The 21866-nt window shown below is 49.3% G+C and carries 15 protein-coding genes and 4 tRNA genes; 11 read left to right on the forward strand and 8 right to left on the reverse strand.

What is annotated here, in order from left to right; translation table 11 throughout:
- Positions 1-11: 11 nt before the first annotated feature.
- Together K0H59_RS02900 and K0H59_RS02905 are read left to right on the forward strand one after the other, a co-directional pair.
- The gene (locus K0H59_RS02900) at positions 12-3722 is read left to right on the forward strand and encodes a response regulator (protein ID WP_220054605.1); all 3711 of its coding nucleotides are present in this window, start codon (positions 12-14) and stop codon (positions 3720-3722) included.
- Between the two features lie 83 nt (positions 3723-3805).
- Positions 3806-6208: a zinc-dependent metalloprotease gene (locus tag K0H59_RS02905; RefSeq protein ID WP_220054606.1), complete on the forward strand. Its 2403-nt coding sequence runs from the start codon at positions 3806-3808 to the stop codon at positions 6206-6208.
- A gap of 40 nt (positions 6209-6248) precedes the next feature.
- Here K0H59_RS02905 and K0H59_RS02910 read toward each other — a convergent pair whose 3' ends face one another.
- Positions 6249-8057: a protein kinase domain-containing protein gene (locus tag K0H59_RS02910; RefSeq protein WP_220054607.1), complete on the reverse strand. Its 1809-nt coding sequence runs from the start codon at positions 8055-8057 to the stop codon at positions 6249-6251.
- 247 nt (positions 8058-8304) lie between these two features.
- Here K0H59_RS02910 and K0H59_RS02915 point away from each other — a divergent pair, with 247 nt between their 5' ends.
- Positions 8305-8643, forward strand: coding sequence for a hypothetical protein (locus tag K0H59_RS02915; protein ID WP_086902944.1), 339 nt, complete (start codon positions 8305-8307; stop codon positions 8641-8643).
- A 107-nt stretch (positions 8644-8750) separates the two neighbouring features.
- Positions 8751-9407, forward strand: a complete 657-nt coding sequence (locus K0H59_RS02920; protein WP_220054608.1) for a thiopurine S-methyltransferase — start codon at positions 8751-8753, stop codon at positions 9405-9407.
- 207 nt (positions 9408-9614) lie between these two features.
- On the opposite strand, the gene K0H59_RS02925 is transcribed toward K0H59_RS02920, so the two are convergent.
- A complete protein-coding gene (locus K0H59_RS02925) occupies positions 9615-9806 on the reverse strand; it encodes a bacterioferritin-associated ferredoxin (protein ID WP_011715776.1) in 192 nt (63 codons plus the stop codon).
- Positions 9807-10053: 247 nt separating this feature from the next.
- Between K0H59_RS02925 and K0H59_RS02930 the strand changes: the two genes are divergently transcribed.
- Positions 10054-11628: a PAS domain-containing methyl-accepting chemotaxis protein gene (locus K0H59_RS02930; protein ID WP_220054609.1), complete on the forward strand. Its 1575-nt coding sequence runs from the start codon at positions 10054-10056 to the stop codon at positions 11626-11628.
- 118 nt (positions 11629-11746) lie between these two features.
- Here K0H59_RS02930 and K0H59_RS02935 read toward each other — a convergent pair whose 3' ends face one another.
- Positions 11747-12679, reverse strand: a complete 933-nt coding sequence (locus tag K0H59_RS02935) for a D-2-hydroxyacid dehydrogenase (RefSeq protein WP_220054610.1) — start codon at positions 12677-12679, stop codon at positions 11747-11749.
- A 90-nt stretch (positions 12680-12769) separates the two neighbouring features.
- Here K0H59_RS02935 and K0H59_RS02940 point away from each other — a divergent pair, with 90 nt between their 5' ends.
- Positions 12770-13105, forward strand: a complete 336-nt coding sequence (locus K0H59_RS02940) for a DUF3392 domain-containing protein (protein ID WP_220054611.1) — start codon at positions 12770-12772, stop codon at positions 13103-13105.
- A 23-nt stretch (positions 13106-13128) separates the two neighbouring features.
- On the opposite strand, the gene K0H59_RS02945 is transcribed toward K0H59_RS02940, so the two are convergent.
- The 5 genes from K0H59_RS02945 to rsgA form a co-directional block, all read right to left on the reverse strand.
- Complete coding sequence (locus tag K0H59_RS02945; protein WP_220054612.1) at positions 13129-13851, reverse strand: glycerophosphodiester phosphodiesterase; 723 nt, start codon at positions 13849-13851, stop codon at positions 13129-13131.
- A 15-nt stretch (positions 13852-13866) separates the two neighbouring features.
- Positions 13867-17070, reverse strand: coding sequence for a mechanosensitive ion channel domain-containing protein (locus tag K0H59_RS02950; protein WP_220054613.1), 3204 nt, complete (start codon positions 17068-17070; stop codon positions 13867-13869).
- A 68-nt stretch (positions 17071-17138) separates the two neighbouring features.
- Entirely contained in the window at positions 17139-18023 is an 885-nt protein-coding gene (locus tag K0H59_RS02955) for a DMT family transporter (protein WP_220054614.1), read from the reverse strand.
- Between the two features lie 14 nt (positions 18024-18037).
- Positions 18038-18916 (reverse strand): archaetidylserine decarboxylase, encoded by an 879-nt coding sequence (gene asd, locus K0H59_RS02960; protein WP_011627258.1) that lies wholly within the window; start codon positions 18914-18916, stop codon positions 18038-18040.
- Between the two features lie 80 nt (positions 18917-18996).
- Entirely contained in the window at positions 18997-20061 is a 1065-nt protein-coding gene (gene rsgA / locus K0H59_RS02965) for a small ribosomal subunit biogenesis GTPase RsgA (RefSeq protein WP_089068525.1), read from the reverse strand.
- Between the two features lie 112 nt (positions 20062-20173).
- Between rsgA and orn the strand changes: the two genes are divergently transcribed.
- The 5 genes from orn to K0H59_RS02990 all read left to right on the forward strand — a co-directional run bounded on the left by orn (position 20174) and on the right by K0H59_RS02990 (position 21423).
- Positions 20174-20719, forward strand: coding sequence for an oligoribonuclease (orn, locus tag K0H59_RS02970; RefSeq protein ID WP_220054615.1), 546 nt, complete (start codon positions 20174-20176; stop codon positions 20717-20719).
- Positions 20720-20908: 189 nt separating this feature from the next.
- Positions 20909-20984: transfer RNA gene (locus tag K0H59_RS02975), tRNA-Gly, on the forward strand.
- 123 nt (positions 20985-21107) lie between these two features.
- Positions 21108-21183: transfer RNA gene (locus K0H59_RS02980), tRNA-Gly, on the forward strand.
- A gap of 44 nt (positions 21184-21227) precedes the next feature.
- A tRNA-Gly gene (locus tag K0H59_RS02985) sits at positions 21228-21303 on the forward strand.
- A 44-nt stretch (positions 21304-21347) separates the two neighbouring features.
- Positions 21348-21423 (forward strand) — tRNA-Gly (locus K0H59_RS02990).
- Positions 21424-21866: the final 443 nt, after the last annotated feature.

Consider the following 21866-nt stretch of genomic DNA (forward strand, 5'->3'; position numbering starts at 1 on the left):
AAGGGTAGTGGATGAAATCGAGTGAGCCGGATCTCCAATTAAAATCGCCGATCCAAAAGAACTATAACCGCGCCGTTTTTTATACCTATATCGGCGTGATTGTCCTGTCGTTGCTGACGGCATGGATGTTTTTCGATCGCCAGAAAACCCAGCAGATGGAGCAGCGCGAAGAACAGGTCGAGCGCCACGTATTGCAAATCGACTTGCTGTTGGAGTCGAGCATCCGCGCGGTCAAGAGTCTGCGGGATGTGGCCGTGGATCACCTACGTTTAGGTGAACTAGTGCGTAAGGATCGTTTACCGCAATACGGCAAATTTAACGAGAGTGGTCAGTATTTTACCTTAGAGCCTAACTACGCCAAGGGTGGCAAACCCTTTACCAACATGGGGCGGATCACGGGCGCGGGTTCCCTCGATGGCCGCAGCGATAAGTTCTACCAAGAGCTGGAAATGCTGTTCGAGTTGTCGCTGTCTTTCCCTGTCGCCAAAGAAGCGGCGCCTAAAGCCTCGGCGATTTATTATTTATCCCGCCAACGGATGATGTCCTACTTCCCTTGGACCAACGGTGACCAGCGTTTTAGGGATGAGCTGCTCAATAAGAAACAATTCCAATACGCCACCCCGGCGATGAACCCGCAGCGCAGCGTGTTTTGGAGTGAGGCCTATGTCGATTCGACGGGTAAAGGCTTGCTGACCACCTTAGGTGTGCCCGTTTATCTCGATGATGAGTTTATGGGTTCGATCAACCTCGACATGACCTTGGCCTCATTGGCGCGGCAAATTCGGGTGTACTTCAAAATGCCTGGGACTGTGATCCTACTCGATCAGCAGAACAATATCTTGTCCCACAGCGACTTCGATGGCTCAGATATCAATCGGGTATATCACATCAGTCAGCGCATTCCATCTGAGCTGCATTCGCTCCCCGAGTCCGAATTGTTCGATGCCCATGAAGGCATTATTCGTAACGGTTACTATATTCACTCGGTCGCGCTGCATAACGCGCCGTGGCGCTTGTTGTATCTGCAAAATGAGGACGACCTGTTCCAAGATTCGGTCGAAAAACTGCAGCTGACCTTTATCCTCGTTGTCATTGCCCTGTCGGTGCTGGTAACCATAGTGCACTGGCAAACGCGCCGCTCCTTCGTGAGCCCTGCATCGCGCCTGTTGTCGCACTTAGAGGGCTGTTCCCAAGAGCCGCGTAAACCGCCGGAAAAAATCACTCCGGGCTGGGAACCTTGGTTCCTGCTGGTGAGCCGCATCTTTGAGGAAAACAAGCAATACACCCATCATTTGGCCGAGCAGAATAAGCGACTCGACAAACTGGTGGCGCGCCGCACCGAGCGCTTAAAAGATGCGACCGAGCGCCGTGAGCGGGAATATGCGTTGTTGCGCTCATTACTCGACTCCATCCCAGAAGCCATTGTCTTTAAAGATAAAGAAGGCAATTACCTCGGCTGTAACAAGGCCGCCGAGCGGATGCTAGGTTACACCGAAAGCGAGATGATCGGTCTGTCGTCGGAGGATTTAACCTCGCCAGAGATGGGCATTCGTATTCGCGCCGAGGATGAGCAGATCTTAAAAGATCGCACGCCGCTACGTTATCAAGAGAAGGTTGAGTTAGCCGGCAAACCTGTATTACTCGATACTCTTAAACTGCCTTTCTATAACCGCCGTGGCGAGCTGCAAGGCTTGATTGCCGTGTGGCGCGACGTGACGCGTGAGTACGAGTCCGCCGAGCAGTTACGTTTGTCGGAGGAGCGTTACCATTTAGCGATGGACGCGGTAGAAGACGGTCTGTGGGACTGGTATCTGGATTCGGAGCATATTATTTGCAACCCATCCTATTATTCGATGCTGGGCTATAAACCCAATGAATTCCCTGCGTTAGTGTCGGCTATCGACCAGCTGACGCATCCCGACGATAGAATTCGCGTCGAAGAATACCGTAATCAGTATCTGCAAAATCCCGTCGATGCCTATGAGATCGAGTTTAGGATTTTAGGCAAAAACGGCAGCTATCACTGGGTGCTTTCCCGCGGTCGGGTGGTGGAATTTACCGCCGATGGTCAGCCTAAGCGTATGGTCGGTACCCACAAGGACATCACGCGCCATAAGAGTAACGAAGTGGCACTGCTGGAGGCGAAGCAGGACGCAGAACTGGCGAACCTGTATAAGAGTGAATTCTTGGCGAATATGAGCCACGAAATCCGCACGCCAATGAACGCCATTATCGGTATGTTGCAGTTAGCGCAGCGTACCTCGCTGACGGCGCAGCAGAAGGATTACCTCGAAAAGGCCGGATTCTCGGCGCAGTCGTTACTGCGGATTATTAACGATATTCTCGACTTCTCTAAGATTGAAGCGGGTAAGTTAGAGCTAGAGCGGGTGCCATTCCCACTGGATAAAGTGCTCGACCATGCCCTCGATCTCAATGCCCTTAAGGCGCAGGAGCAAGGCGTCGAGTTATTACTGTATGCGCCAGTCACGGCAGGCCTCATTCTTAAGGGCGACCCGCTGCGCTTAGGCCAAGTGCTGATTAACCTGTTATCGAACGCGGTGAAGTTTACTCAATCCGGTGAGATTGAACTGGGCTGCGAAGATGTGGGCGAGCGCGACCATCGGATTACCTTAAAATTCTGGGTACGGGATACGGGGATTGGGATCAGTAAAGATCAGCAGGAAAAACTGTTCGATGCCTTTGCCCAGGCCGATGGCTCGACGACCCGTAAGTACGGTGGTACGGGATTAGGTTTATCGATCAGTAAGCATTTGGTCTCCATGATGGGTGGCAAGATGCAGGTGCAGAGTGAGTTAGGCGTTGGCAGTACCTTCAGCTTTACCATCAGCTTTGAGATTGCCGAAGAGGCCAAGGTTGAGCCCTTAGTTGTGCCTGAAAAACTCAATAATTTACGCACACTTGTGGTGGATGATAACCCGACGGCGCTGCAAATTTATTCGGCGTTGATGCGTGACTTCCACTTCGAGGTGGATACTGCTGCGAGCGGCGCCGAGGCGCTGTATAAGTTGTCGCGGGATCCTATCGATTTATTGTTGCTCGATTGGATGATGCCAGAGATGGATGGTGGCGATGTGATCACTGCCATCGATACCATGGTGGCCGAAGGCCGCATCGCAAAACGGCCCATTATCATCATGATGACCGCCTATGCGGCGGAACCTTTACAGCACGAAGTCGACAGTGCCAATGTGTTTGCCGTGTTGCAAAAGCCCTTTAAGGCATCGAGTCTGTTCGATGAGATCATCGCCGCCTTTGCCGATGAGCCAAGGCTTAATGTGGTGCAGCCTATTGATGAAGTGCCGATAGAAGAGGGCGAACACACAGGGCTTGTGCTCTTGGTGGAAGATAACTTTATCAACCAACAGGTGGCGACTGAGCTGCTAAAGAGTGCTGGATACGAAGTCGTTGTTGCAGGGAATGGCCAAATTGCCCTCGATATTATCGACTCTCGCCCCTTCGATGCGGTATTAATGGATATTCAAATGCCAGTGATGGACGGGTTAACCGCGGCGCGGGCACTGCGTGAACGCTTTAGTGCCGACGTGCTGCCTATTATCGCCATGACAGCCCATGCGATGTCGGGCGATCGAGAAAAGAGTCTCGCGGCAGGGATGAATGCCCACATTACTAAGCCGATAGTGTTAACTGAACTGTTTGAAACCTTATCGCATTGGATAAAACACAAGAATAATCATCATTAATTGTTTGCCCGGGGCCAATGATGGCCCCGCGTGGTTTAGTTTTGTGTAACATGACCACGTAGACAGCCCTATCAGGAGGAAAGATGAAACCCCATAGCCTAGCCCTCGCCATCCTACTCTTAGGTTTACCCGCGCTGAGTGTCGCCGCGGATCTGCCGAGCACTAAAGTCGTTAAGCAGAGCCAAGCCGCTAAGGGATTTCTTAATCTTTACTATGAGCCAAGCGAGGGGGAGTTATACCTCGAGGTGAGCCGTTTAAATCAGCCTTTTTTATTGGTGACTAGTTTGCCTGAAGGGGTCGGTTCTAACGATATCGGTCTCGACCGTGGTCAATTAGGTCAAACCCGCATGGTGCAGTTTGAGCGCCAAGGTCCCTACATCCAACTTAAGCAACTAAACACCCAATATCGCGCTAATACCCAAGATGCCGCCGAAAAGCGCGCCGTGGATGAGGCCTTTGCCGATTCGGTATTGTGGCAGGGTAAGTTACTCGATGGTAAGCCAGATATGGTGGCTATCAGCGAGTTAGTGCTCAACGATCTGCACGGCGTCGCAGATGCTCTTCTGCATCGAGGGCAGGGGAATTATCGCCTCGATTTAACCCGCTCGGCGATTTTACCCGCCGGGGTGAAATCCTTTGAAAAGAATAGTGATGTGGATGTGCAGCTTACCTTTAAAGCCGATGCGGCGGGTGAGCAAGTGGCTAAGGTCACGCCCGATGGCACCTTAATGTCGGTGCGGATGCGCTACTCCTTTGTCGAGCTGCCCGATGAGGGCTATCAACCCCGCGCTTATCATCCTATGAGTGGCTATTTATCCGATGAGTATCGCGACTATGCCACGCCGTTTTCGGCGCCATTGGTGCAGCGGTTTATTTTGCGTCACCGTCTGCAAAAAGTGAATCCTGGCCCGGCGCCGAGCGAAGTAGTCAAGCCCATCACCTATTACCTCGACCCAGGCGTGCCTGAGCCTATCCGCTCGGCGCTACTCGATGGCGCACGCTGGTGGGAAACGGCCTTCACCCAAGCGGGATTTATCAACGGCTTTAAGGTTGAACTCTTGCCGCCCGATGCCGATCCGCAGGATATTCGCTACAACATGATCCAGTGGGTACACCGCGCCACGCGCGGATGGTCCTACGGCGCGGCGCTAACCGATCCGCGTACTGGCGAAATCATCAAAGGCCAAGTGACCTTAGGTAGCTTGCGAGTGCGCCAAGATTACTTGATTGCCAAAGGCTTAACTGCGGGCTGGCGTGATAGAAGCGCCGCCGAGCAAGCGGCTAATGACTTAGCCTTGGCACGTATTCGCCAACTTGCCGCCCATGAGGTCGGCCATACCTTAGGCTTAGATCATAACTTTGCCGCATCGACCAATCAGGACGCCTCAGTGATGGATTATCCCCATCCTAAGATCATGCTGAAAGGCAATGACATCGATATATCAGCACCTTATGGCGTAGGTGTCGGGCCGTGGGATAACTTTGCTATCGCTTACGGCTATAGCGATGAAGGCGATGCCACGGCGCAGGAGGCGCTGCAAAATCAGTTACTGGCCGAAGTGGCTCGAAAAGGGCTGCGCTATATTGGCGAAGCCGATTCGCGCCAAGCGGATGCCAGCCAAGCCTATGCGAGTTTGTGGGACAGCGGTGACGACCCTATCGCGCAGCTGCTGGATTTGAACCGTATTCGCGCTAAGGCCATCGAAGGTTTTAGCAGCACAGCACTGTTGCCGGGCGAGCCACAGGGTGAATTAGCCGATGCCTTTGTGCCTATCTATTTGCTTAACCGTTATCAAATCGATGCGGTCACTAAGTTTATTGGCGGCACTGACTATAACTATCTGTCTATCGGTGAGGGCAGTCGCTGGAGCTACATTGCGCCGCAGTTACAAATGTCGGCCCTCGATGCGTTGCTCAGCACCTTAGATGCGGCCAGTTTAACGGTTCCGCAAACCTTGCTCGATACGCTGGTGCCTAAAGCGGGCAATTATCAAGCGACGCGGGAGTCCTTCGAGTCAGGGCTTGGGGTGGTGAGCGATCCCCTCGGTATGGCGGAAGTGTTAGCGCGCCATACTGTGGGTCAGTTATTAATGCCACAGCGCTTAAATCGCGTCAGCCAAGGGGCAATGGCAGATAATGAACAGCTCTCGGTCGAAACTTTACTCAACAAGCTGTTTGCCGCGACCCTTTATCAAGAAGATAAGCTCGCTCTGATTGAAGGTGTGTGGATGCGGGTGAATGCGGTGGTGATTGATGAACTCTTGTCTGCGTATCACAATCCGCAAACCTCAGCAGAGGTGAAGGCGGCAATTTATGAGCGCGCCCAATTCCTGATTAAACAGCTTAAAGCCAAAGCGAATCGCGCGAATGCTAAGGTGGCCTCCCACTACACTTGGTTGCAACAGGGGCTGAGTGCAGGGCTGACTGATGCCAACAGCAAACTCATTCCTAAACCCTTGAGATTGCCGCCGGGTTCTCCTATCTAAGCTTGGTTTTCAGCATCATAGGCGCTAACGAGGTGATTCGTTATGCGCCTATTTCTTTTGGGTTTCTAGGATAAAAATGTTCGGCTTTACGCTCAATATGGGTAAAGCGGCGAGTATTTTTATAGGGCAGTTTCATAAAACCCGATACCCCATGGCCTTGAATTTTACCTACATAATGCAAAATGCGGTCGAGGCTAGCGCGAAATGCCGCCTGTTTACGTGGATTGAGCAGTTTTAAGTAGCTGTGGATCTTTAAGTGATTGGGTAGCGCCTCGAAAATGATGCAGCCCGTGTGGTGGATTTGGTTGATACGCGCCAATTCCTCCATGATTTCACTTGGTAATTCGAGGTTTTCATCCGGGTCCTTACCGTCTTCAAAGTAAGAGTGCAGCCGCGATTTATCTTCGAGGGTCGGCACATCTCCGACTTCGAAGGGCAGTTGGAGATCGGCGCTGGCGATAAAGGGTTCACTGGTGTTTTCGCGCTCGATATGCAGCGTGTCCCTAGCGTTAAAGAAGCAGGCCTTAAACACCCCGATACGCTTAATCCCCCGCGCGAGTGTCACCATATTATTAACGGCGATGATAAGCGCACTCTTTTGTTTAGCATCGTAGATGGCGAGGTTGGAGTCGATAAACACGCCCGTTTCCTGCCAATGGATAGCAAGGCCACCCACGATAGGGTATTGACCGAGTCGCCCCACGGCGGCGATAAAGCCCTTTTCGGTATCGCCCATGCCGGCTAAGAAGTTGCGATAGTATTTTTCGAGCTGAATGTCATCCATCTTAGCGATGGGATCCTGCGCGTTATGTTCCTTTAAAAAGGATTTACGCGAGCTGTAACTGACGGTTTCGACATCTTTTTCGCGGGATTGTACCCAGACTGGGATTTCACCCAGCAGTTCGGTTTTGGGCAGCTCGGGTAAGTGTATTCTATGGCTGTGGCGCATGCTTTTGAGAAAATAATCCCCCGCCAGATTGCGCTGCACGGCATCACTACTCAGCATGCCTTCCAAGGTGCGCGCCAACTCCATGGGTAAGCCTATGCTGGTGGGCGGGATCACCTGTGCGCCGAAGCGACTCGCCTGTCCTGAGGCCAAGGCATACAAGGTCGCAGCTACGCCTTGCTCGTCGAAACGCGGGCTGGAGAGCGCACCATTTAGCTGTTCTTCACCGATAAAATACACGTCCCCCATGCGGGCGTTAGTGTGCTGTTGATCGCTCGACATCAACGTCATCACATTGTCTTCGACGGCCTTGTTATATTCATCCCGTTGCGCAAATACCGCCGAGCCCCAGTCGATTAAGGATAAATGTTGACTTTCAATATCATAGACAAGGTTCGAGGGCTTAATGTCGCCATGCACTAAGGGCTTTCCCGTTCGCAGATAGTAGAGAATATCGGCCAGTTGGCGGGCAATGCTCATTACCATGGCGGGGGGCAGGGCGCCTAAGCGGCGGCAAAGCTGCTCGAGGTCTTCGCCCTTAGCACGCTCCATCACTAAGATCCCTTGTTTGCCGACCCGCTCAAATTTGATTGCCCCCGGAATGTTAGGGTGTTTGAGTAAGGACAGCATAAAGGCTTCTTCCTCTAAGCGATCTTGAATATGCTGTGGCAGATTAATTCTTGAGAATTTAAATACATGGGCTTCGTCGGCCTGATTAATCCCCGCAAACACAAAGCCGTAAGCCCCCTTACCGATAAACTCAATGTCGCGATAACCCAACTTACTTAACTGTTGTTTACATAAACGGATCCACGCCTTGTGCTTACGGGCATCGTTGGCTTTGAGCAAGTAAATAGATTGCTCTTCGGAAATGTAAAAATGTTGTAATTGGGGTGTTTGCAATGCGCGACTCCTTGTTTTGGTTATTTAAACAGTAAGCGAGGCTGATAAGCAAATCGGCTTAGGATGCTGTGACTGATGTTGCCTGCGATAAACTTGTGATTTTTAGGGCTTACCTATCCCATCATTTCGTCGCTGACTTTGATTTATATCAAGTTAAATCGTATGGAGTCTAGGTAATCTTAAGCACATTGGATGGGATACATTTTTGTTAAATTTCCCGTGGACAAAGTGGATGAAAGGAGGGCATATGCCCGCCCAAGATAAGGCTTTATTGATCGAGTTATTAGAGTTTCCGCGTAAGCGAATTTTGCAGTCAATGGAGGTGACCCATTGTCCACATGCGGTATTTTTTAATGATCGCGATGAGCAGTGTCTCACTTGCCACCAGGGCATGGAATGTATTTGGATGAACCAGAACGATGAGCTGGTGGCCGTTGAGCAAAAATCCGTCGCCGAGCTTAAGCAGCAGTTGCTGATCGCCGTCGACTTTATCGACTCATCCCTAAGTCCGCATCATTTATCGCGCCGCCAATGCCAGTGTGAGAATTGCGTTTGGCTTCGCCGGGTACAAACGGCACTGGCTTAGTCATTAACTGTTTACATCTCTCTGATTAACATACGGTATCTGAGATTTTGCATCCACCCGTGAATGCCATTAGAGTAAGGATAACTTTAGTCATTTGAGATATACCTATGGAACCCGGTTTTTGGCATGAGAAGTGGCAGCAACAGCTGATTGGTTTTCACCAGCAAGATATCAATCCCTTTCTCGTAAAGTATTGGCATACCTTGGCATTGTCCGCCGAGGCTCAAGTCTTCGTTCCCCTGTGTGGTAAATCTTTAGATATGTGCTTTTTAGCCGAGCAGGGGCATCAAGTGATTGGTTGTGAGTTAAATGAACTCGCAGTGCAGCAATTTTTTGAAGATAACCAATTACCTATGCAGCAAAGTGCGCTGGGCGAGCATCAGCATTACCACACTGAGCAGGTCAGTTTATATCAAGGGGATATCTTCACTTTACCCCAGTCGATTACGGCCAAGGTAAGTGGTTTTTATGATCGCGCCGCCTTGATTGCCTGGCCTGAGAGTATGCGGGCGCAATACGCCAAGCAATTAGCGCAGTTATTGCCTTCGGGCAGTGTGGGTTTATTGGTGACTTTAGATTACCCGCAGGACGCTTTAAGTGGGCCACCTTTTGCGGTGTCGCCAACTTGGGTTGAAACACATTTAAGTGACGATTTTGAAATCCAGCTCTTGGATTGTCAGGACGTGCTTGCGGACAACCCGAGATTCGTTAAGAAAGAAGTCCCTTGGCTGAATGAAGCCGCGTATTTATTAACACGCAGATAATTCGCCGATAAAAATATGCATCCCATTGAACTCAAAGAATTAATGCTTTGGGGGACGTGGGATGTGTCATTAAGGGGTCATACAATTATCGCAAAATAGGCATCTGCGCTGAGATTTGCGACAGCCCCTTTAAGGCGATGGCATCGCCAAGGAACAAGCATTGAAATACAGGTTTAGTTTGACAGAAAAGGAGCTGGAGGCTCGAAGTTAAGCCACTTCGTAGTAATTAGGTTCAATTTCTAATTGGTTCTGAATAATTTGTACGGCCATTCTTGCGCACTTGCCGCATTGATCGGCAACGCCTAAACGCTTTTTAACGTCAGCAAGGCTAGAGTCACCCTGACTTACCGCGTTTTTGATTTGCGTATCTGTGATGGCATGGCAGAGACAAACGTACATTTTTTGGACTCCAAAACGAATTGAGCTAATTCTAAATGAAAACGCTTATCAAATGCAATCCTAGTAGTAAACTTGTTGTGCTGGTTTCCTGTTTTGTTACACATCGCACATTTTCTAGTCTATGCTCAGTGCTCAGAAGACAAGAAAAAGAGGGATGATTTAGCGATTACGGGTCATTGGACGCGATCAAGGATGGATAACTCATGGACGATGGAATAATAAATTTACAATAGATCCAAGGGTTATCATGAGAAAGAATTTGCCAGTGACACAGCGGGAATACGACTATCCAGCGGATTGGATTTTATTGTCTACGACGGACACTAAGAGTCATATCACCTACGCCAATCCATCGTTTTGCACCGTTGCGGGATACGAGCTGAGTGCCATGTTGGGGCAACCCCATAATATGGTGCGCCATCCCGATATGCCTCCCCAAGCATTTGAAGATCTTTGGAAAACCATCCGTAAAGGCGAGCCTTGGAAAGGCATAGTCAAAAATCGTTGCGCCAATGGCGACCATTATTGGGTCGATGCTTATGTGTCGCCGATTATGGTCAATGGTCAGGTGGCCGAATTTCAATCGGTACGCACTAAACCCAGCCGTGACCAGATCAACAGAGCAGAAGCTGCCTACGCCGAATTGAATAAAAGCGGTAATGTTAAAGCGTTAAAACGCACCTTAGATATGCCGACTAAGTTGATGCTGCTCGCCTTCGTCGCCCTGTTGCCCATGTTGTATTTGGCGTTGCAGATTGGGACGGTGGGATTTGTGGCGCTTGCCATCAGTGCCCTCGTGCTGTTTCTCGGCGGTAATCTGATCTTAGGGCGTTATCGGGCGCTGGTTGCTAAGGCAAAGAAAATCTACGATAACCCTTTGATGGCACATATTTATACGGGGCAATCCGACGATTTAGGGGCTATCGATCTGGCGCTGCAAATGCAAACCTCGGAGTTAAAGTCCGTGTTGGGCCGCGCCCGCGACTCCTGCGATAAGGTGAGTAAGCAAGCCAAGATTTCTGCGGCGAAAGGCGAAGAAATTCAAGGAACAAGTCAGTCACAACTCGCTGAGATTGAACAGGTTGCCACGGCTATGCAACAGATGACGGCGACGCTTGGGGATATGTCCTCAAACTGCGCCGATGCGGCGAACGCTTCGCAAATGGCGTCGCAGCAGACAATCAACGGCGATAAAACCGTCGTCACCACCATTCAGTCGATTCAGACCATGGCGCAGCAGTTGCAGGAAACCTCGCAGGTGATCACTGAATTAGAAGGGCACAGCCGAGACATAGGCACAGTGCTGGATGTGATCCAAGGCATTGCCGAGCAAACGAATTTATTGGCGCTGAACGCGGCGATTGAAGCGGCGCGGGCGGGGGAACAAGGACGAGGCTTTGCCGTGGTTGCCGATGAGGTGCGGGCATTAGCACAGCGCACCCATGATGCCACCAAAGAAATCCACACAATGATCAATCTGTTGCAGCAGGGCACTCACAAGGCCGTGCGCAGTATGCAGGAGGGCGTTGATGCGGCTGGCGAATGTATTACCACGGCGGATCTTGCGGGCGCGGCGCTACGTACCATACGTGAAGCTATCACTACCATCACGGATATGACCCACCATATTGCCAGTGCGGTGGAGGAACAATCGAGCGTGGCGAACGAAATGAATCGCAGCGTGGTGAATGTGTCGCAATTTACCCATTCCAGCCATCAACTCGGCTGTGAAATGGTGAGTCTCAATGATGAAGTAATAGGTGAAATGGACTCCCATACTGTGTTGGTTGGGCAGTTTTTAAAGCGCAGTTTTAAAGTCTAACTTTTATCGCAAGAATCCTTAATCAAAAGGCAATCAGCAGTCTGATTGCCTTTTATTTTTTTTCCTGCAAGAGTTGGGATTTGCCGCTTTTCATTCAACCGCCAAACTCGCCCATAAATTAATAACCCTGAGTAAAATTAACCTGATTTTGCAGTGGCTCGGCTGCAATATAGCGGCGATAGTTGTCACTAAAAATACGCACGATTTGTTCAGGATGACTCGGCGCCGAGATATGGGGCGTGATGATGGCGTTGGGTCTTTCCCAAATCGGATGACTCGTAGGGAGTGGCTCCTGAGTGAACACATCGAGAACGGACAGCTGTTCAGGACGCGCAATCAACTGGGTGTTGAGGGCATCGAGGTCGAGCACGTCACCACGGCCCACATTCACTAAAATGGCATCGGCTTTGAGCGTGGCGAGCATGTCTGCATTTAACAGCAAACGTGTCTCTGGGGTGCTTGGCAGTAAATTGGTTACCACATCGCTTTGGCTTAAGCATTGCCCGAGCTGCGAGAGCGGTTGAATCGCATCAAAGTCTTCGACTTCACGGCCGCTGCGGTTTATCCCAGTAACATGCATGCCAAAGTGCTTAGCTGTCTTGGCCACATGCTGGGCGATAGAACCTGTGCCTAAGAGCAATAATCGCATCCCTTGCAAGCTGCTGCGCGTAGCACTTTGCACTTGCCAAGATTTTTGCCGCTGCTGCGCTTGGTAGAACTGGTGTCCTCGCACGTGGGCGAGCAGATAACCAAACAAATACTCACTCATTAAGGGGCCGAAAATGCCTTTAATGTTAGTGAGTTGATAATCTTTTCTTGCTCTTGGGCCCATCAGGGCATCAATGCCTGCAAAACTAGATTGCAGCCATTTTAGCTGTTTGGCATGGGGCAGCAGCGGCGCGGCAAGCTTAGGTTCGGCAAGCCAAATATTGGCCTGTGCAATATTTGCGGGATTATCATCGAGCAACTCAAGCCCTGGTAACTGCTGCGCCTCAATGAGCTGGCGATACTGCTCATTCGCCTTGGTCAGTAAGAGTAACTTGTGCCCCATGTCGTCTCCCTTTATGCTTGGTTGTCGTTATTTTTCAATACGCTGCTGTAGTTGTTTTGATTTTGCAGCGTCATTTTAGGTTGAGTGATTATGTTTGATCAGTTAGTCGCCATTATTGGCCATTTAGGAAATATGCTTCGCCCTTGGTCCTTCGATATCGCCACGGCCATGGTAGTGTGTTTGATTTTAGTGTTTTCAGCCGATGTGAATCGTATCCTCAGACGGCATTTACTGGGCCATTCGTTTATCCTGCGAACCTTTGTTTTTATTATTGTGAATGCCTTTGGCTATGGGCTGCTGATCGTTAAAGCTACGCCTTGGGTGGCAAGGCAAATCGTTGCCATGCCATCCCATTGGATGTTCTTGCTGATCGTCGCCATGTTTTTTTTTATCGGCTATTGGGCGCAGCGAAATAGCCAAGCCTAAGCCGCTAAATCCACTCCAAGGGATTATTCGAAGTAGCCGCAGTAATCCGTGTTGGTGGGTTGCAACAGCGCCTGCATGGCGCGGTCGGGGAAATTGCTAAAGATCCCATCGACACCCAACTGCTGAAGGGCATGGATATCATCGCGATGATCGACGGTGTAAACATACACCTTAGCGCCCCGCTGGTGGGCATCATCCACTAGGGCCTTGCTGATAAAACTCACATCTAAATGCAGGGAATAGGCGTTTAGCTCGCTCACCACCGCCGCACCATCGAGGGGAATACTGGCAAGCAAGGGCGCCACTAATGCCTGTGGCAACGCCTGTTTGACTTGCTGTAAATAGGGATGATTGAAGGATGAGATCAGCAATTGCTCCGCGCTGAATCCCAGCTCGGCAATCGCCTTAGGATAAAGCTCGAGTAGCGGCGCTACCGTATTCACCCCTTTAAGTTCGATGTTGATTGTGGCACGGCCTGCAACCAGTTCGAGCACTTGCCAGAGTGTGGGAATCGGTTCACCTTTGACAGTGATCTTGCCCAAATACTCTTTGTTGACTAAGTGGATGATACCTTGGCCCGAGCTCTTACTGTCGAGTCTGCGGTCGTGAAATACCACTAACTCCCCTTCGACATTATGCACATCCAGCTCAATGGCTGTGGCACCTAACTCAATGGCTTTGGCCATGGCGGCTAAGGTATTTTCCGCCACATAACCGCTGGCACCACGGTGAGCAAAAATAAGCATCTGATTTTCGTCCTATTAACTGCGGATAATGCCGACCTGATCGCGATTCTGGCCATTTTTAAGATGGATTTCCATTTGCGGATAGGCGAGTTCTAAGTTGTTTTCTTTAAGCTTACGGGTGATGCGTTTATGCAAATCGTGGCGTAGCGGCCAACGGGCCGACATCTCTTTTGCATAGGCACGAACTTCGTAATCTTGGGTATGTTTGCCAAAGCCTGCAAACCAGACTTCAGGCTCTGGATTCGGCAGTGCATCTTCGCATTCCTGCACCGCTTGATACAGGGTGGCCTCGACTTTGGCTGGATCGGAGTCGCGGGCAACCGACACATGCACTATCACCCGCGTGATGGGGTCTGATAGTGACCAGTTAATCAATTGCTCGGTAATAAAAGCCTTGTTTGGAATGATAATTTCCTTTCTGTCCCAGTCGATAATGGTGGTGGCACGGATCTGGATTTTACTCACTGTCCCCGTCAGATCGCGGATCGTCACCGTATCACCAATCCGCACTGGTTTTTCAAACAGAATAATCAGGCCCGAGATAAAGTTGGCAAAAATCTCCTGCAAACCAAAACCTAGACCCAGTGACAAGGCGGCAATCAACCACTGCAGTTTTGACCATTCCATCCCGAGATTGGAAAAGCCAATCAGCAGGCCTAAAAACACCACTAAATAACGGCTTACCGTGGTGATGGCAAAGCCGGTGCCGGGTGTTAGATCGAGCCGTTGTAGGATCATCAGTTCGAGCAGACCGGGTAAATTGGTCGCAATCATCAGTGAGAAGCCAACGATGACTAAGCCCAATAACAGCGATTTCATAGTGATAGGCAGCTGTTGCTCGACACCATTCACGCTGGTATTTGTCGTCCAGAGGGTGATGCCATCTAAGAAGGAAAATAGCGCCGTATGGGTTTGCGTCCACAGGCCAATCAAGCTGGCTAAAAACGCCAATAGCAATAGGGAGCGAACTAAGCCGAGCGACTGACTCGAAATAGTTTCAAGATCGACGACTGGCTCTTCGTAGGTATCTAGGCCATCGCTAGAGACGTGGTGAGTCTCGCCCTTTTCCCGCTGTGCTAACCGTTCGGCCCGCTTGGCCTTGGCGCGATCGAAGGCAATGCGGCGGCGCTCGATGAGCATCCAACGTTTAATTAATTGATAAAGCAGTAAAAAACTTAATCCCAATACGATGGACAGTTGTAACTGCAACAGCATTTGGAAGGCGGTGAAGTAGTAACCCCTAAAGGCCAGTACGGCACTCAGCAGTGGGACTGAAATCAGCAATGCCCAGAGCATTTTTTGCAGCAGTCGTTTGTTTTTGCCATCCTTTTGAGTGTCGCTATTTTGGCGGCTTAGCACCAAGATATCCTTGTATAACAAGAATAAAACCACGCAAAAACAGATAAATGCACCGCGGCCAATGCTATTGCGGATAAGGGATGCGTCGAGGACTTCGGTAAAGCCCATAATGCCGAGCAGGGGGCTGGCGACAAACACAAAGTGTTTGAGCCTGAGTTGACCTGCTTGGATGAGTTTTGAGGGGCGTTTGAAATGGCCAACCAAGACCCCTTTGTCGAGGGCGAGAATAAATATCAAGCGATACAAGAGGTAAACTAATCCTATCGCTAAAATCCCCATGCCGACGGCTTGCACAAAGTTACGTTCGGATTGATAGAAAATCCATCCTGCCGCGACTATGGGTAGCGGTTTGATCAGGGCATAACCAAGGCTCAGGACTAAGGATTTAAAGGTGTAGATAAATTTATCCTGCGTCACATTACCCACGTAGGTGACATAGTGGCTGAGTAAGCGTTTGAACTTAGGACGGATTAAATCTTGGATGACCAAACAAAGCACTAACAGAATGATCCACCAGGACCAGTAGTCATTTTGCTCCTGCCAGGCTTTGCCCAATTGTCCCCACTGCGCCTCTTGGATGAGCCATAGAGCGCTGCGCTGCACGTCGGTGAGCCAGAGTTTGTTCATGCTGGCGGCGTTGGGGACCCAAAACAAGTGCTCGTTGAGGGTGTTTTTTAAGGTCAGGTGTTGCTGGCTAAGTTGCTGATAATTGACTTTGAGTTTGCCAAGCTCACTCAAATATTGATCATAACTTTGCATCAGCTGCGTCAGCAGCACTTGTTGTGAGCGCAGTAGCTTAATTTGTCCCTCGTTGTAGAGGTTGGTTTGCTCTAACTCTTGTTCGTTGAGTGCCTGTTGTTGCTCGAGGTGGTACCTATCGAGGCGAGCATCGGCGATCAGAGTTTGTAGCTTCTCATGGTTTGGCGGCTTAGGCAGAGATTGCAACATCTGCAGAAAACGCTCGCCAAAGGCGGAGTTCATTTTGACCCAAGTGATTTGTTCTTGGATATTCGCCAGCTGTTTTGCTTGGGATTGATATTGCAGTTCGGCCTGCTCTTGCTGCTCAACCACATTGTTGATTTGCAAGGTTAAGGTTTGGAGTTTTTGGCCGTAGATCTGGTTTGTGTCGGCAATATTGCGGGTCACAGGATCCACGACCTTGGCGGTATCCACTAAATTCTTCGCCAGGGTTGCATCGGTTTGTTGTTGACGCTGTTTATTCATCGCCTTATTGATGGTTTCAATAAAGGCTTCCTGTTGGCTCAATTGCTGGCGAACCAACTGTAACTGTAGCTGGGTGAGTTCGATGCGCTTTTGGCTGCTGGCCAGCTCGGCCTCGTTAGTGGCGAGGCTTTGCTCGAAGAAAATCCGCTGTGTTTGCTGTAACTCGCCCGTTGGCGTATCCAGTGGGGCCAAGTCGGTTTTCTTATTTTGCAGCACATTCTGTCTTGCGTTGGCGATGACGGAGGGCAACTGATTGTGGCGTTGCAACAGTTCGCTGACTTGATTGCCTAGGGCCGTTTCGCTCTCTTTTAATTCCGACAGTCGTAAATAAGCCATCGAGGCTTGCTGGTTAAGATCTGTGGCTTTATCCAGCTTTAAGGGCTTAGCGGCTTCCTTTAAGCCGTGGTCGATGACCTTTTTGTTTTCTTCAAAATCGAGCTGAGCCTGCTGAAAACTGCTGGCATTCGCTGCCAATCTATCAATGTTATTTTTAAGCTCAACAATTTGATCGTCAATGCTAATATTTTGTTGCTGATTTTGGTTATTTAGGCCAAGGCGTTTGTCCAATTGCAGTGGCGAATTGGCATGGAGAGAAAAAGAGAAAAAAGCAATAACGAACAATAAAATACGTGGCATATAAGCAAAAGCAATTAGGGGCGAAAGACGCACTCATCTTAGCCAACTTAGGCCAAGATTGGTATGTTTCAGACGTTCTTTTTTCGCCGTTGTGACTGGTGGGATTGATGGGTTTCGAAGATGGCGGTGGCGACTATGATGGTTCCGCCTATCAGGGTATTGAGATTCAGTGCTTCGCCTAAGATCACCAATGCCAACATGGCCCCGTAGAAGGGTTGTAGGCAGGAGACTAACCCGACGGTTTTAGCGCTTAATTGGCGCAATGCCGAGGTGAATAGTGCATGGGGCGCGGCGGTAAATACCACCCCGAGCAGCACAATCAAGCCCCAGGTATCGAGGGAGATAGTCTGTAACTCGGTTTGATGCCAGGGCATAAGAAACACCGCCGCCACTAAGGTCTGATAAAACATGGCATGGGGGCCGCTATATTGGGAAAAATAGCGTTTTTGCAGCAGGTTACGGGCGGTAAATAACATCGCCGAGACAATCCCAACCGCAATCCCTAAGGTTGTATCGTTGCCAAGATTGGCTTCGGGGATCAATAGCACTACGCCTATCAGCACTAAAACACCGCTGATAATATCCATCAGCTTTATTTTATTGCCAGTTAATAACGGCTCGGCAATGACTGTCATCACCGGATAGGTGAAGAAGGCAATCATGCCGATGGCGACCGATGAGAGTTGCATCGCGGCAAAGTAGGTGACCCAGTGTAAGCTGACTATCACACCTAAGCCGATAGCAACCAGATAATCCTGCTTGCTGGCAAGGCTTAAGTATTTACCGCGGAATTTGATGAGTAATGCCAAGACCAAGGCCGCGACCACACACCGTAAGAAGGTGATATCGAGTGCGCTTAAAGGAATTAATTTGGAAAACAAAGCTGTGCCGCCAAACATCAGCACAGCTAAATGTAATTCGATTAATCCCGAAGGTTTACTGGTCTGGCTCAATTGGGTCGCCGTAGTTAGTCGGCTGACGCCTGATTTTTCAGATTAGCAAAGGCTTGACCCATACGCGTTACGGCCTCGGGTTCAACACCTTCGGCGAAGGTGTCGATAGCATCTTTAGCAAACAGCATGACGACGGTACTGCCAAGCTTGAAGCGGCCCATTTCTTCGCCTTTATCTAAGGTAATGGCGTCTGGACCTACTGTTGGGTATTCCCATGTGAACACTTGCTTACCCGTTGGTGGCGTAATTGTGCCTGCCCACACGGTTTCGATACTGGCCACGATGGTTGCGCCCACTAATACCATAGCTAGCGGGCCAAGCTCGGTTTCAAAAATTGCTACGACACGTTCGTTGCGAGCAAACAGGCCAGGTACATGGCGCGCCGTTAAGGGGTTAACGGAAAACAACTCGCCCGGTACATAGGTCATTTTCGACAGTGTGCCCTTAATCGGCATGTGGATGCGGTGATAATCCTTGGGAGCCAGATAAATCGTCGCAAAATCCCCGCCTTCGAAGCGTTTGGCATCTTCGGCTTGGTCGCCCAGTAGTGTGAGTGAGGAATAGTGATGGCCTTTAGCTTGGAAAATACGGCCATCCTTGATGGGGCCGAGTTGGCTGACGGCGCCATCAACGGGATGCACCATGATATTGGCCGCAGTATTAATTGGGCGAATGCCAGGCTTTAGTGCGCGGGTAAAAAAGTCGTTGAAGCTTTTATAGGCTTCGGGTTCGCTCTGAGCCGCTTCGCTCATATCGATTTTATATTGCTTGATAAACCATTTAATCGCGGCAGTCGTTAATGCGCCAGCTTCGGAAGCGGCAAGTTTACCGACTAAGCGAGATAACAGGTGCTTTGGCAGCATGTACTGCAGCGCAATTTTAACTTTATCCAATTTATGTTCCTTTCCTTTATGTTGCTCAACTTAGGTTGAGACTTGTTTTACGTTAATTTTATGCGAGGCGATGGCGTTAGTTATTCATCGCTTTGGGCTCGAAAATGCCGTGCGTGGCGCTGCTCATCAAGGCTTGCGATAATACGATGGTAGTTATTAAAGCGATCTTCGCTAATTTTACCCGCATCGACAGCGGCTTTTAAGGCGCAGCCTGGATCATCTCCATGTTTACAATCGCGGAATTTGCAGCCACCTAAAAAGTCTCTAAATTCGATAAAACACCAACCGACACGTTGGGCGGGTAAGTGCCAGAGGGCAAATTCGCGCACACCGGGAGAGTCGATTAAATCACCACCGCTGGGTAAATGCAGCAATTTAGCCGTGGTGGTCGTGTGCTGACCCAGCCCAGAGTTGTCGGAGACATCGCCCACCAATAATTCGGCTTCGGGCAGTAAGGCGTTGACCAGTGAAGATTTACCTACACCGGACTGGCCAGCAAATACGCTCACTTTATCTTTCAGCAGGGCTTTAATGGTATCTAAACCCTCGCCTAATTTACTGCTGACCTTATACACGGGATAACCGATATCTTCGTAGCGCTTTAAGGCGGCTTCGATAGCGGGGGCTTCTTCTGGCGTTAGTAGATCAATTTTATTCAAAATGATGATCGGTGGAATATCCGTGTCTTCGGCTGCCACTAAGTAGCGGTCGATAATCTGGGTGGTAAAGCTAGGCAGCACGGACGACACAATCAAAATTTGGTCGATATTCGAGGCGATAATTTTCACGCCATCGTATAAGTCGGGACGCGAGAGCGAAGAGCGTCTAGGGTGTACCGCTTCTACAATGCCGGCAATGCCACTGTTGGCTTGGGTTTCAATGGCGAGGCGTACAATGACTTTATCGCCGGTGACTAAGCTTTTAATGGTGCGGCGAATATTGCAGCGCACGATTTGGCCATCTTCGGTTTCAATATCGGCATGTTGGCCAAAGCGGGAGATCACGGTTCCGCTCTGTTCAGGGCCGAGTGAGCTATCCTGTAACTCAGGCGCATTTTTATCACCATTGTCACGATTGAGACGTTTCTCGTGATTGGCGCGCATACGGCGTAATTGGCCTTGGCTTAGGGGTTTCTTTTTACTCACTGATTTGTCTTCGTCAATTAGATGATTTTTTGTGTCTGAAAAAAGCAGTATGATACACGCTCTTGAATAAAAAAGCCTGAATTTAGGCTAACTGACATGATAAGGCTGAATTATGGCGGCGGACGCGAATAATCTCATTTGGATCGATCTCGAAATGACAGGGTTAGAACCCGATGTCGATAGAGTCATTGAAATTGCTACCTTAGTAACAGACCAAGAACTCAATATTATCGGTCAGGGGCCTGTAATTGCTATTCATCAATCGGATGATGTGCTGGTGGCCATGGATGATTGGAACCAAAAACACCACGGTGAATCGGGTCTGATCGATAGAGTGCGTGCTAGCCAAGTGAATGAAGCACAGGCCGTTGCACAAACCATCGCATTTTTAGAGCAATATGTGCCTAAAGGTGCCTCACCTATGTGTGGTAACAGCGTGGGTCAGGACCGTCGTTTCTTAAATCGTTATATGCGTGAACTGGAGGACTACTTCCATTATCGCAATCTCGACGTGAGCACGGTAAAAGAGTTAGTGAAGCGTTGGAGCCCTGAAACCATGGCGGGTTTCAAAAAGCAAAATACTCACCAAGCGCTGCAAGATATCCAAGAGTCGATCGCGGAATTACAGTATTACCGCAGCAAAGTATTTAAAATTTGACCGATCAGCAGATAAATCTGCAAGAAGGGGTTGCAGCCGCATAAATTTTTCATATAATGCGGCCTCAACTTTTTGATGCGGACACGAAGCGCTGCTGATATAAGTGATTGCGACATTAGCTCAGTTGATAAAGGTTAGGAGACGATACCTTTGTGAATGTTGAAGGCAAATGTGGCAGCGATACAAAAGGCGACATTAGCTCAGTTGGTAGAGCGATACCTTGCCAAGGTATAGGTCATCGGTTCGAACCCGATATGTCGCTCCAAATACAAATTTAGTGATTCACCAAGTCATTAAATAAAAAATTATGCGACATTAGCTCAGTTGATAAAGGTTGATAGACGATACCTTTGTGAATGTTGAAGGCGGATGTGACAGCGATAATTATGCGACATTAGCTCAGTTGGTAGAGCGATACCTTGCCAAGGTATAGGTCATCGGTTCGAACCCGATATGTCGCTCCAAATACAAATTTAGTGATTAACCAAGTCATTAAACACAAAATTATGCGACATTAGCTCAGTTGGTAGAGCGATACCTTGCCAAGGTATAGGTCATCGGTTCGAACCCGATATGTCGCTCCAAATACAAATTTAGTGATTCACCAAGTCATTAAATACAAAATTATGCGACATTAGCTCAGTTGGTAGAGCGATACCTTGCCAAGGTATAGGTCATCGGTTCGAACCCGATATGTCGCTCCAATTTTATGAATCTCCCCATAATCAAGTTCTCAATTAGCATTAGCTCAGTTGTGGTTTTAATATTGCGATACCTTTCTTTTTCAAGGTATAGGTCATCGGTTCGAACCCGATATGTCGCTCCAATTTTTCTAGTCATTCCCTCATAAAATCTTCTCGATTTCAAACTGATATATCGCAACTTACGCAGTGCTATTTTGCTTTTCTGTTTGCTTAGCATGCCTGTTTCGTGCTTGATTACTCCAAGCGTTTTTTAGCTCTTTCATCGCTGTAATTTATTAACCTTTGTTTGCACGGTTATTTTTAATGCTAATGCGGTGAAGTATGGGCAAACTTTGCCTGCTCTACGGCTGTTGTCGCTGATGTTTTCTATTTTGTAAAAAATAAAACAGCAAGGTTAATGCGTGATCTGCGCCTTGTTTCTTCAAGATTTCCTAAATTAGATG

The sequence above is a fragment of the Shewanella sp. FJAT-51649 genome (genome assembly GCF_019457435.1).
Classification (GTDB): Bacteria; Pseudomonadota; Gammaproteobacteria; order Enterobacterales; family Shewanellaceae; genus Shewanella; species Shewanella mangrovisoli.